General features: G+C 64.8%; 10 protein-coding genes. 7 read left to right on the forward strand and 3 right to left on the reverse strand.

Annotated features, from left to right (window positions below; all coding sequences use genetic code 11):
- Positions 1-24 precede the first annotated feature (24 nt).
- From GY33_RS0102580 to GY33_RS0102610, 7 genes are all read left to right on the forward strand, one after another.
- On the forward strand, positions 25-4,551 hold the full coding sequence (locus tag GY33_RS0102580) for a translocation/assembly module TamB domain-containing protein (protein WP_031385834.1): 4,527 nt from the start codon (positions 25-27) through the stop codon (positions 4,549-4,551).
- 73 nt (positions 4,552-4,624) lie between these two features.
- Positions 4,625-6,868: a malate synthase G gene (locus GY33_RS0102585; protein ID WP_031385835.1), complete on the forward strand. Its 2,244-nt coding sequence runs from the start codon at positions 4,625-4,627 to the stop codon at positions 6,866-6,868.
- 43 nt (positions 6,869-6,911) lie between these two features.
- On the forward strand, positions 6,912-7,118 hold the full coding sequence (locus GY33_RS0102590) for a hypothetical protein (protein WP_031385836.1): 207 nt from the start codon (positions 6,912-6,914) through the stop codon (positions 7,116-7,118).
- Positions 7,115-7,369 carry a type II toxin-antitoxin system RelE family toxin gene (locus tag GY33_RS21915; RefSeq protein ID WP_031385837.1) on the forward strand — a complete coding sequence of 85 codons (255 nt, stop codon included), beginning with the start codon at positions 7,115-7,117 and terminating at the stop codon, positions 7,367-7,369. Before GY33_RS0102590 ends, GY33_RS21915 begins: the two co-directional genes overlap by 4 nt.
- A gap of 182 nt (positions 7,370-7,551) precedes the next feature.
- Complete coding sequence (locus tag GY33_RS0102600) at positions 7,552-8,370, forward strand: SAM-dependent methyltransferase (RefSeq protein ID WP_084184737.1); 819 nt, start codon at positions 7,552-7,554, stop codon at positions 8,368-8,370.
- On the forward strand, positions 8,370-9,623 hold the full coding sequence (locus tag GY33_RS0102605; RefSeq protein ID WP_152555037.1) for a YcjF family protein: 1,254 nt from the start codon (positions 8,370-8,372) through the stop codon (positions 9,621-9,623). The genes GY33_RS0102600 and GY33_RS0102605 overlap by 1 nt, the downstream gene beginning before the upstream one ends.
- Before the next feature lie 5 nt (positions 9,624-9,628).
- A complete protein-coding gene (locus GY33_RS0102610; RefSeq protein WP_051822219.1) occupies positions 9,629-11,212 on the forward strand; it encodes a GTPase family protein in 1,584 nt (527 codons plus the stop codon).
- A gap of 21 nt (positions 11,213-11,233) precedes the next feature.
- On the opposite strand, the gene GY33_RS0102615 is transcribed toward GY33_RS0102610, so the two are convergent.
- Genes GY33_RS0102615 through argB form a run of 3 tightly spaced genes read right to left on the reverse strand, consistent with a single transcriptional unit; the run spans position 11,234 to position 13,052 of the window.
- Positions 11,234-11,593, reverse strand: coding sequence for a hypothetical protein (locus GY33_RS0102615; RefSeq protein ID WP_031385841.1), 360 nt, complete (start codon positions 11,591-11,593; stop codon positions 11,234-11,236).
- A gap of 7 nt (positions 11,594-11,600) precedes the next feature.
- Positions 11,601-12,155 carry an HDIG domain-containing metalloprotein gene (locus GY33_RS0102620; RefSeq protein WP_031385842.1) on the reverse strand — a complete coding sequence of 185 codons (555 nt, stop codon included), beginning with the start codon at positions 12,153-12,155 and terminating at the stop codon, positions 11,601-11,603.
- A gap of 18 nt (positions 12,156-12,173) precedes the next feature.
- Entirely contained in the window at positions 12,174-13,052 is an 879-nt protein-coding gene (argB, locus tag GY33_RS0102625; protein ID WP_031385843.1) for an acetylglutamate kinase, read from the reverse strand.
- Positions 13,053-13,091 lie beyond the last annotated feature (39 nt).

Below are 13,091 nucleotides of genomic sequence, written 5' to 3' on the forward strand. Positions count from 1 at the left end.
CCAACCCAAGGACGAAAACGACGCATGACCGAACCAAACGCCTCCTCAGCGCGACATCCCAGGAAAAAGAGCCCACGTCGGTGGTGGCTCTATCTGTTCCTCGCCCCGGTGGGACTGTTGATCACGTTTGTTCTGATGATCGTCATCCTGCTCCGCACCGATTTCGGCCTCCAACGCCTGGAAAACCTGCTCAACTCCAGCCTGGCCGACGTGGGCGGGCAGCGAGTCGAATTATCCGGGCTGCATGGCCGGTTTCCCTTCGACCTTCGGCTTGCCGAACTGCGCCTGGCTGATGACGAGGGGGTATGGCTGGAGATCGACGAGATCGCTCTGCGGTGGTCCGGCCGGGATCTGCTTGCGGCTCGCATCCGGATTCAGGAGCTGAGCGCGGACCGGGTCGAGCTGCTGCGTGTTCCCGCCGGTGACGATCCCAAGCCGGACCCAGAGCCCGCCAAGCCGGAATCCTGGGAAGCGCTCCTGGATTTTGAACCGCCCACGGCTTTTCCGCGGGCGGCCCTGGACAACCTGGACATCCGCGAAATCATTCTGGCCGAAGCCGTGGCCGGGGAACGGATCGTCCTCCGCCTGTATGGCGACCTGGACGCCGGGGAGCAGGGAGTTCGGGTCAACCTCAGCCTGGACTCCCTGGCCGGCCCTGCCGGTGGGGTCGGTGAAGCAAGCCTGCTCAACCTGAGGGCCGGGTTTGACCCGGAGACCGACCTTCTGGATCTGCGCCTGGCCTTCACCGACCCGAACGGCGCCCTGGCTCCCCTGCTCGGCCTGCCCCAGGGCACGCCCCTGGAACTGCTCCTGGACGGCGACGGGCCGCCCCTGGCCTGGGACGGATCGTTTTCGTTCCAGGCCGGAGAATTGATTTCCCTGCGCAGCGAACTAGGCTTGGCTTGGCCGGATCACCCCAGCCTGACCTGGCACGGAGAGTTCGCCGTCGCTTCCTCCTTGTTTCCCGATCCCGCCCTGGGCTTGCTGCCTCCCACGATCTTCCAAATCCAGGCGTCCATGCCCAAGCCCGACGTCGTGCATCTGGCCGGATTCGCCCTGCATAACGCCCTGCTGGACCTGAACGCGCATGCGGACCTGGATCTGGGCCTGTCCACCCTGACCGGCGGACTGCGTCTGGACGTGCTGGATGCGGCCCCCCTGGCCGAGCTGGCCGGAGTGGACTTGGGACCGCGCATCGGTCTGCGCGGCGACGTTTCCGGCCCCTTGACCGGCCCGGACATCCAGCTCGCCCTGCACCTGACTGATGTTTTCGCGGACCCGGTTCGGGTCGGCGGGCTGGACCTGGACGCCGCGATCCGGTTCAGCGCGACAAGCGAGACAGGCGAGCCAGGGGAGACGACAAGGGCGACCGACCGGATCATCTCCGTCGTGGGCACTCTGGAAGCCCAGGGGCTGCACGTTCCGGACACGGCCCTGCCTCCGGAACTGACCGCGAACTTCGCCGCGGCCTATCGCCTGACGGACAATTTCCTGGACATGACGTCCCTGAACCTGCTCGGCAACGGCGTGGACATCCACGCCGTTGCCGGATACGGCCTGGAAACCAACCAACTGGACGCCCTTCTGGAACTGCGCCCCAGCCCGATCCAACCCTGGCTGGCCCCGCATGGCCTGGAAGACGTCGGCGGCGAGGCCGATCTGAAAATCACGGCCCAGGGCACGGTCCACCCCATGAATCTGGACGTGAACCTGGACGCGGGCCTGACTCAACTCGCAGGCCTGCCCGATCCACTACCCGATCTGCTGGGCGCGGCCCCCAGGCTGCTGGCCCAGGTTCGACTTCTGCCTCCCGAAGACGCCGCAACGGCCGGACCGGGAAGCATCCAGGCCCAGACCCTGCGCTTGCAATCGCCCGGCCTGGACATGAACGCGACGGCTGATTTCATCCTGGCCAGCGGCGAGCTGTCCGCCCAGGCCACCCTGTCCCTTCCAGACCTTTCCCTGGCCGCGCCCAACCCTGAGTTGGGCCTGGCCGGAGCGGCCGTGCTGCAAGCCCAGGCCCGGGGCGACGTCAGCCAAAATCTGGCCCTGGATCTCGACCTGCGCAGCGACGATCTGCGCGTGGCCGACATGGACGCCTTTCCGCTTCAACTGCTCGCGACCATTCGCTCCCTGCCCTCGGCCCCGCACGGCGAGCTGACCCTGTCCGCCTCGCCCCTGCAAGCCCCCTTGCTCCTGGAAACGGCCTTCGCCCTGGACGACGCCCTGCTTCGCCTCTCGGAACTGGAGCTGATCGTGCCCGAAGGCGCGCTGCACGGCCAAGGCGTCGTGGACCTGGACAGTCATCTGGTCACGGCCCGGCTCCAGGGTCGCATCCGGGATATCGCGCCCTTAAGCGCCCTGGCCGGGCAGACCATGCACGGCGCTCTGGACCTGGACGTGGAACTCCAGTCGGACAGCGTTGCGAACGAGCAGGTCCGAAACATCCAGAACGGCAGGCTCAACGTGACCCTGGACCAGTTCCAAGCGGATTTCGGCACCCTGCCCGGACTGAGCCTGACCGGCCGGATTCAGGACGCCTGGAGCGCCCAGGGCGCGCCGAATCTGCATCTGGACGTGGCGGCCAGGGATTTTCAAAGCGGCGAAACCCAGGTCAGCACCCTGGACGCGGCCATCACCGGATCACTCGCGGACCTGGTCCTGAACGCCGAGGCCCGGGGAAACGCCCTGCACCCCTTCACGCTCCAACTCGAGGCCGCCTACGCCGACCAGGACGGAAGCCACTCCGTGGAACTGCGCGATCTTACCGGGGACTGGGCCGGCCAGCCCCTGCTGCTGACCGCGCCCGTACGCATCACCCTGGGAGAACACGAACAGACCATTTCGCCCCTGCACCTGGATTTCGGCCAGGCCGTCGTCCGCGCCGACGCCCGGATCGGAGCGGACGACGCCGACCTGCGCCTGGGAATCGAGAGTCTGCCGTTGTCGTTGTTCACTCCGGAGATCCTGGGCACGGTCACCGCCGGGGCGGTGCTCCACGGTCCCAAGTCCGCCCTGCGCGGCGACCTGACCGTGCTCGGCGAGAACCTGCAACCAACGGGCAGCGGCCTGGAGAACGTTCCGACCCTGGATATCCAAGCCGACGCGGCTCTGGACGGGACAACCGTCGCCCTGATGGCCGTCCTGCGCGAAACCGACGCGACCACCCCCTTGCTCCAGGCCCAGGGGCGGACGCTGATGACCCTCGGGCTGGACCCCGCGGGTGTTGTCCTGCCCCACGACGCTCCGCTGAGCGCCTCCGTACGAGGCGATTTGGACCTGGGCTGGCTGGGAGAAATCGTGCTCACGGACAGCCAACTGCTGACCGGAATCCTGGAGCTGGATTTTCAACTCGACGGGACCCTGGACGCCCCGCGCCCCGCGGGAACGATCCTGATCCGCCAGGGAGGCTACCAGCACCTGCTCCAAGGCGTCCTGCTCCAGGACATTGAGGCCCAGGCCCAGGTCACGGACCAACGGTTCAACCTGGTTTCCCTCACCGCCACGGACGGCGGACAGGGCCGTCTTCAGATCCACGGAGGCGCTGACCTGGACCCGGACCGAAGTTATCCCTTTCACTTCTCAATCCTTCTGGACGACATGCGCGTTCTGGACAGCCCGATGGTGCAAGCCAGGCTGGCCAATGTAGATCTGGACGTTTCCGGCACCATGTCGGCCCAGGAAGTCTCCGGCTTGGTGGTCCTGGATCGGATGGAAATCTTCCTCAAGGAAGTGGGCGGCCCCCAGGTGGCGGAACTGCCCGTGGTGGAGATCAACTCCCCACGAGCCGCGTCCCCGGAACAGCTCGCTCCAACGCCCTCCGCCCCGCCTCTGGCTCTGAACATTGAAGCGCGGTTCCCGGCCCGGGTGTTCGTGCGCGGTCGGGGTCTGGATTCGGAATGGGGCGGCAACCTGCGGATCACCGGCACCGCGGCCGAACCCGATATCCGCGGGGAAATCAGGCCGTTGCGCGGACGTCTGGACCTGCTGGGCAGACGATTCGCCGTGGATCCGGAAAGCGTGATCCAGTTCACCGGCGGACAGCCGCCGCTGCCGTTCATCAACCTGACGGCCTCCCAGACCCGGCGCGATCCGGACGGGGAGAAAACCTTCACCGTGCGCATCAGCGGGGTCCCTCCGGACATTCCCCCCCCGACATTGACCTCCGATCCGCCTCTGCCCCAGGATGAAATCCTGTCCCAGATGCTCTTCGGCCGGTCCCTGTCCCGCATCTCCCCCACCCAGGCCGCCCAGCTGGCTTTGGCGGCCCGGGAACTGGCCGGCCACGGCTCCGGCCTGAACCTGATGGGCACGGCCCGCGACCTGCTCCAGCTCGACGACCTGGACCTGATTTCCGGCCAGGACGGCGACATGAGCCTGCGCGCCGGAAAATACATCCACGACCGCGTCTACCTGCGCCTGGACAGCGACCTGAGAACCGGCGAGGAAACAGCCTCCGTGGACGTGGAACTCAGCCCCCGGATCAACCTGGAAAGCACCATCGGCCCCAAGGGAGGCGGGCTGGGATTGTTCTGGAAAAGGGATTATTGAACGTTCGTCTAACGGAGATATAAACGCCGCGGACGCCGCGCAAACCAAGATATCACTCCAAGGGAGGACGACCATGAATTATGTTCAAGCAGGAACGTTGCGGATCGCCAAGCCGTTTTACGACTTCATCGTTCAGGAGGCCGCGCCAGGAACCGGGGTGGAGCCGGAGCGCTTCTGGAGCGCCCTGGAGGAGATCGTCCGGGAGTTCGGCCCGCGCAACGCCGCGCTGCTGCGAAAGCGCGACGAACTGCAAGCGGCCATCGACCAATGGCACCGCGACCGGGCCGGACAACCCCACGACGCCGCGGCTTACAAGCAGTTTCTTCTGAATATCGGCTATCTCTTGCCCGAGAGTGCTTCCGAAAGTGTCTTTGAGGGCCCGGATTTCCAGATCACCACCGAAAACGTGGACCCGGAAATCGCCGCTATTGCCGGGCCGCAGCTCGTGGTTCCGGTGACCAACGCCCGGTACGCGGTCAACGCGGTCAACGCCCGCTGGGGCAGCCTGTACGACGCCCTGTACGGCACGGACGTGGTCGACGAGGACCAGGACACGGAAAAAGGGGCGGCCTATAATCCGGTACGCGGAGCCAGGGTCATGGCCGAGGCCGCCGCGTTTCTGGACCGGGCCGTCCCGCTGGCCGCCGGCCGCCACGCCGACGTGGTCCGCTACATGGTCGCCCCAAGCCCCTCCGCGCCGGAGAGGCGGACCCTGGTCGCCCTCCTGGATGACGGCTCCAGGCAGGGGCTGATCCGCCCGGAACAGTTCGTCGGCTTTTTCGGCCCCGTGAACCAGGACGACGAACCAAAGGCCGTCATCCTGCGCAACCACGGCCTGCACCTGGAACTGCGCATCGACCGCACCCACCACATCGGACGGGAAAACAAGGCCGGAGTCTGCGACGTGGTTCTGGAAGCGGCCCTGACCACCATTCTGGATTTCGAGGACTCCGTGGCCGTGGTGGACGCCGAGGACAAGATCGGGGCCTTTCGCAACCTGCTGGGCCTGCTCAAGGGCGACCTGACCGCCAAATTTTCCAAGGGCGACCGTTTCGTGGAACGCCGGATGCATGAAGACCGGAGGTTCACGGCCCCCGACGGAACCGAACTCCGCCTGCCCGGACGCAGCCTGATGCTGGTCCGCAACGTGGGCCTGCTGATGACCACGGACATCGTCCTGGACGATCAGGGCCGGGAAATATACGAAGGCATTCTGGACGGCCTGACCACGGCCCTGGTTTCCCTGCACGATCTCCGAGCTTCCGGCGGCAATCCGTACCGCAACAGCCGCCGCGGCAGCGTATACATCGTCAAACCCAAGCAGCACGGTCCCGAGGAGGTCCGGTTCACCCGGGACCTGTTCGCCGCCATCGAGGACGCCCTGGGCCTGGACCTGGGTCTGACCCGCAACGCCCTGAAGATCGGGATCATGGACGAGGAACGTCGGACCACCCTGAACCTCAAGGAGTGCATCCGGGCCGCCCGGGAGCGGGTCATCTTCATCAACACCGGATTCCTGGACCGCACCGGGGATGAAATCCACACCAGCATGGAGGCCGGGCCCATGGTCCGCAAGAACGACATGCGCTCCGAGCCGTGGATGACCGCCTACGAGGACTGGAACGTGGACGTGGGGCTGGCCGCGGGCCTGAGCGGCAAGGCCCAGATCGGCAAGGGCATGTGGGCCAAGCCGGACAAGATGAAGGAAATGGTCGAGGCCAAGATCGGCCATCCCCTGTCCGGCGCCAACTGCGCCTGGGTCCCCTCCCCCACCGCAGCCACCCTGCATGCCATGCACTACCACCAGGTGGACGTCTTCGCCCGGCAGCGCGAACTCATGGGCAAGCCACGAGCCACCCTGGACGACCTGCTCCGACTGCCCCTGCTGGGCGACAAGCGCCCCAGCCCCGAGGAAATCGAAGAGGAACTGGCCAACAACGCCCAGTCCATCCTGGGCTACGTGGTCCGCTGGGTGAACCAGGGCGTGGGCTGCTCCAAGGTGCCGGACATCTCGGACGTGGGTCTGATGGAAGACCGGGCCACCCTGCGCATCTCCAGCCAGCACATGGCCAACTGGCTCCGCCACGGCATCTGCACCCGGGACCAGGTCCTGGCCGTCCTGCGCCGCATGGCCGATGTGGTGGACCGCCAAAACGCCAACGACCCGCTCTACCAGCCCATGGGACCAAACCACGACCAAAGCATCGCCTTCCAGGCCGCCCGAGACCTGATCCTCCTGGGCCTCGAACAACCGAGCGGCTACACGGAGCCGATCCTCCACGCCCGGCGCAGGGAGGTAAAGGGCGGAGGAAAATGATTTCAAAGCATATTCCCAAGAATACTCTACTCGAGGTGCGACCATGGTGACCGTACATCCAGAATACGTTGTCGACGCACAGCAAAACCGCAAGGCGGTTCTACTGCCTTTGGCGGAATGGGAACAGATTGTCAGTGAGCTGGAAGAGCTTGATGACATCCGGGCGTACGATGCCGCCCAGCAGCATGCTGCCGATCGGCTGCCTTTCGAGGAAGCCGTACACGAAATCCAACAGGGCTATGACTCGTGAATTACTCGATCGAAATATTGCGCATTGCTCAGAAGCAACTCGCGAAAATCGACCGAATTCACCAACAGCGCATCATCGACGCAATACGGAGTCTCGCCCTCAACCCTCGGCCCTCGGGTTGCAAGAAGCTCTCCAGCCGCCCAGCCTGGCGCATCCGCATCGGTCCCTACCGCGTGATTTACGAGATACACGATACCCAACTCCTGGTTCTCGTCGTTACCATCGGGGATAGGAAGGATGCATACCGGTGAGCAGCCCCATTCCTCGCCAGCAGGAAATCAAAACACTCTGAGTACATTGATTGGAATACTGCTGGGTTTGATTTGACACTCACCACATCCTCGACGGAGTCTACGACAAGTATCTGCTCAACGCCGGTGCCTATCCGCTGACGATTTTCGTCGGCCAAAAAAGCTGAAAACAGGAAACGCTCATGACCAATCCGCTGATCAAGCCCGAATTCCCCCTTTCCGCGAAATACGACCCGGACTGGATGCTGGACAACCAGATGGGGCCCAACGCCGTCTGGCTGATGGAATGGCTGGCCGAGGGCTTGACGCCGCGGCCAGGACTGCGCGTGCTCGATTTGGGGTGCGGGCGGGCCATGACCAGCGTCTTCCTGGCCCGGGAGTTCGGCGTGCAGGTCTGGGCCGCGGATCTGTGGATTTCGCCGGAATTCAACCGCGTCCGGGCCGAGGCGGCCGGGGTCGGCTCCCTGGTGTATCCCTTGCGGGCCGAGGCCCACGCCCTGCCCTTTCCCGAGGCCTTCTTCGACCTGGTCGTATCCGTGGACGCCTACCAGTATTTCGGCACCGACGTGCTCTACCTGGGCTACCTGACCCGCTTCCTGAAGCCCGGCGGACGGATCGGCATGGTCGTCCCCGGCCTGACCCAGGCCTTCACCGAGGTCCCGGAGCACCTGGCCCGGCCGCAATCCAACGGCAAGGTCTTCTGGGAGGACGAGTGCTGGAGCTTCAAGACCGCGGACTGGTGGCGGGAGCACTGGAGCCGCAATCAAGGAGTCGCCGACGTGCTGGTGAACCTGCTGCCGGACGGGTGGCGGCACTGGCATGACTTCGAACTGGCCGTGGAGGCTTCCGGCAAGTCCCATTTTCCATCGGACGCCGAAGCCCTGGCCGCTGACCAAGGAAAATTCATCGGTTTTGTCCGGGCCGTGGGCAGGCGCACCGACTGGATGGCCGAGAACCTGTACAGCCCGGACGTAGGCGTGCGCTGCGGCGTGGACGGCTGATGAAAGGGCTGAACAAGCTATCGAAGGCCGCCGACCTGCTGACCGGACTGCGCCGGACGATCCAAGGGGCAGCCGCTGACAAAAACCCCGAAAGCGACCCGGGCAACGCCGTGCTGGACGAGGCCCTGCGCCGGGCCAGGGCGGCCCAGCCTCCGCCGGTGGTCTGGCTGCTGGGCAAGACCCAGTCCGGAAAAACCTCCATCATCCGCTCCCTGACCGGCAGCCCGGACGCCGAGATCGGCAACGGCTTTCAAAGCTGCACCCGAACCGCCCGGCTCTACGACCACCCGGCCGATGCGCCGGTGGTCCGCTTCCTGGACACCCAGGGGCTGGGCGAGGTGGACTACGATCCCGCCGAGGACCTGGCGTTTTGCGAATCCCAGGCCCAGTTGATCATTGCCGTGATCAAGGCTTCGGACGGGCTGCAAGGCGCGGTGTTCGACGTCTTGCGGGCCGTGCGCCGTCGGCGACCGGACTGGCCGGTGATCGTGGCCCAGACCTGCCTGCACGAAGTCTATCCCCCGGGCTTTGAGCACGTTCTGCCCTATCCTTTTGATGAACCCGGCTGGGAGACGCGGGTTCCTCCGGACTTGGCCAGAGCCCTGCTCTTCCAGCGCGACCATCTCGGCTCTCTGGCCGGAAGCGGGCCGGCCATCTGGGTCCCGGTGGACCTGACCCTGCCCGAGGACGACATCCGTCCCGCGGATTACGGTCTGGACGCACTTTGGGTCGCGATCCAGCGGGCTTCAGACAGCCTGAAAGAACGGCTTCAAGATGAGTCTGGCCAGTCCTCCCCCTTTTCACGCGCCGCCCATCAGCAGATCGTCGGCTACGCCATGGCCTCGGCGGCCCTGGGGGCCGTGCCCCTGGTGGATCTGGCGGCCCTGCCCGCCTTGCAGGTGAAAATGCTGCACAAGCTTGGCGAGTTGGCCGGGGTGCGCTGGGACAAACGGCGCGTGGCCGAATTCTCGGCCCTGCTGGGCCCGGGCATTGCCGCCGGATACGGGCTGCGCATGGCCGGGCGCAGCGCGATCAAGCTGATTCCGGTTCTTGGTCAGACCGGAGGGGCCGCCTATGGCGCGGCCACCGGCGCGGCCCTGACCTTCGCCCTGGGCAAGGCGGCCCGGCTTTACCTGGACCACGCGGCCCAAGGGCGGTCCGTGCGGGCCGAGGACGTCCGTCGGGTCTTTGACGAGGCGTTGCGTCGGGGCCGGGACCTGATCAAAACCATCAAAACGAAGGGAGGGCCATAATCAGCATGATCAGCAAGATCGCCCTCTTACGCGGCTTCGGACTGCTCCGGCTGCTGGCCGTCCTCCTTGCGGCCCTTCCTCTGCTGGCCCTGCCGGCCCTCGGCCTGGCCTGGATCTGGCTGTCCGACCATCGCCCCTTCTGGCTGGCCGCGTTGGGGGTCTGCGCCGTTTCCGGCTACGGACTGCACCTGCTGGCAGCCTGGATCGAACGTTCCCGATCCAAGACGGATCAAGCCGAGCAACCAGAAGAACCCGAACCCCACACCACCAGATCCGCCGCCCATTGGTCCCGCCAAGACGAGGCCTGCTGGGCCAAGGTGGAGGATCTGGCCCGGCGGACTTCGCCCAAGGACTGGGCATCAGCGGACGTACAGCGCATCGCCTTGCTGGGCCGGGACGCCCTGGAGGTGGTGGCCCGCCATTATCATCCCGAAGCGGACAAACCGCTCCTGGAACTGACCATCCCCCACGCCCTCCTGATCACCGAACGGGCTGCCCGGGACCTGCGCCAGGAGATCACCCGGACCATCCCCTTCAGTCACAAGCTGACCATGGGCCTGCTGGCCCGGATCAACCGTTGGCGGGAAACCGCCAAGCAGTACGAAACCCTCTATCGCTTGGGCCGGGCCGTGCTTTCGCCGTATTCGGCCCTGTTTCATGAAGTGCGGCGCAACCTGGGAAACAGCATCGCCGGATACGGCCTGGACAACGTCAAGGCCTGGCTGCTGCGCGAATACGTGCGCAAGGTCGGGTACTACGCCATTGAACTCTACAGCGGAAAACTGCTGCTTGTTGACGAGGACCCGACGGCCCGTCCTACCTCCGCCACCCGAAGCGACCTGGGCGGCCTCAACGATGCCGGAAAGCAAGACGTCTCCTCCACCGCCGAACCGCTCCGCATTCTGGTCCTGGGCCGGGCCAACGCGGGCAAATCCAGCCTGATCAACGCCCTGTTCGGCAGGCTGCAAATCGTCACCGACGCATTGCCCGGAACCACCCAGGCCATGAAAGCCTATCGCCTGGAACGAGAGGGGCGGGACGCGGCCCTGATCCTGGACGCTCCCGGATGCGACACCGATCTTCTGCCCTCCAAGGCCCTGCGCCAAGCCGTGCTGGACGCGGACCTGATCCTTTGGGTCACAGCGGCAAACCGGGCCGACCGCCAAACTGAAAGCGAGCAACTGGACCGGATCAGGGCCTGGTACGCCGAACGTCCATCCCGCCGCTTCCCCCCTCTGGTGGTCGTGGTCACGCACATCGATCAGCTCCGGCCGGTCAAGGAATGGCAGCCTCCCTACGATCTGAACGCCGATTCAACCCCCAAGGCCGTGGCCATCGCCGGGGCGGTGCAAGCCGTGGCCCGGGACCTGAACGTTCTCGTAGACCAGACGATCCCGGTCTGCCTGGCCCAAGGGCGTCTCTACAACGTGGAGGACACCTTGGCCTCGGTGATTCTGGAGCTTCAAGAGGAAAGCGAGAAAGCGCGGTTTTTGCGCTGCCTGGAGGCGAGGAAGGGAGAGGAGTTCTGGAGCACCGTCAAACAGCAAATGAAGACGGCGGGCAGAATGCTCGGGTCGGTTCTCAGATAGCCATGGCGAGATGAGAGAAAATCAGGAAGCCTCGTCATGCAGGGACGCGGCGACGTCGATAAAGACTTGATGAACCATGGCCGCCTGCTCCCGGTCCGCGAACTGGAAGCAGACCAGCTCCCGGCCGGAGCGGGCCATGTCCTCGTCCAGGGTCAGGTCAAGCTGGAAGCCCCATTCCTGGTCGCTCCCCAGCGCCGATTCTCCCGATGGCACAAGCGGACCGACCCGCAAGTCGGACACGCTTTCGCACTCGATGTTGCCGTAGAACCGGTGACCGTTGCCCACGAAATGCACGGTCCTGCCGCGCACGTAAACATCCTCCAGGCTGCGAAAGGCCAGGAGCATGGCGCAGGGGCCTACGGCTTTGGAAACCGAGGTCATTTCAGGGTCACTTCAGGTTGACCTGATCGGCGATGCTGGTGATGGAAGCCACGGCGTCGTTGAGAAAGTCGTCCAATCCCACGCCGATGGTTTCGCACTCCCGGATGATCTCCCGGTTCACCGCCGCGGCAAAGGCCTTGTCCTTCATTTTCTTCTTCAGACTCTTGGCTCCCAGCCCTTCAAGTTTTGTAGGGCGGATCAGGGCAGCGGCGGAAACCAGGCCGGTGACCGTCTCGGCGCAGCGCAGGGCATGGTCGAAGGTGGTGGATGGCGCTACTCCGTTGCGCTCGCCGTTATGGGCGCGAATGGCCGTCAAGGCTTCCTCGGGCAGGTCCTCGGCCAACCACGTCGCCGCCCGCAAGCCGTGTTCCTCGGGCAGATCCTTGGTTTCATGGAAATCCAGGTCATGCAGCAGCCCAGACAGCCCCCAGACCTCCTCATCCCGACCCAACCGCCTGGCTAGCCCCCGCATCACCGCCTCTGTCTCCAAGGCATGATGCAGCATATGCTGTTCCTGGCCCTTGCTGAAAAGCAGTTCCCAAGCTTGTTCACGTGATATCATGTTGTCTCCGCTGCTTACTTAAAAAATAATTTCCGTGCCGATCCCGCCCTTGGTGAACATCTCCAGAAGGATGGAGTTCTCCAGGCGTCCGTCGATGATGTGCGCCTTCTCCACGCCGGCTTCCACGGCTTCCAGGCAGCATTTGACCTTGGGGATCATCCCGCCGCGCAGTACGCCCTTTTCCAGGGCCTCCACGGCCTTGTGGCGATTCATGGACGAGATCAGGTTGCCTTCGATGTCCAGGACCCCGGCAACATCCGTGAGCAGAATCAGCCGCTTGGCTTCCAGTGCCGCGGCCACGGCCCCGGCCACGGCGTCGGCGTTGATGTTGTAGGTCTCGCCGTCGTCGTCCACGCCCACCGGGGCGATCACCGGAATGAATCCTTCCTTTTCCAGGGTGCGGATCAGGCCGGTGCGGATGTCCGTTACCTCGCCCACCTTGCCCAGGTCGATGATCTCCGGGGGCATGTCCTTGTGCGGGATGACCATCTCCATTTTCTGGGCGTTGATGATCCGCCCGTCCTTGCCGGAGAGCCCCACGGCCTTGCCGCCGTGCTGATTGAGCAGGTTGACGATCTCCTTGTTCACCTTGCCCACCAGGACCATTTCCACCACGTCCATGGTGGCCTCGTCCGTGACCCGCAGCCCTTCCCGAAACTGGCAGCAGATGCCCAATTGATCCAACATTTTGCCGATCTGCGGCCCGCCGCCATGCACGATCACCGGATTGACCCCGATGTAGCGCAGCAGGACGATGTTCAGAGCGAACGCCCGCTTGAGCTGCTCGTCCTTCATGGCGTGCCCGCCGTACTTGATGACCACGGTCTGTCCGTAAAAATCCCGGATATACGGGAGCGCTTCAAGCAGGGTTTTGGCTTTCGTGACTTCGTGCTGCATGGAGAAACCTCTTCAAAAAACCGTTAGCCGTTCAACAAA

Origin of the sequence: Desulfonatronum thiodismutans (genome assembly GCF_000717475.1) — a bacterium.
GTDB lineage: Bacteria > Desulfobacterota > Desulfovibrionia > Desulfovibrionales > Desulfonatronaceae > Desulfonatronum > Desulfonatronum thiodismutans.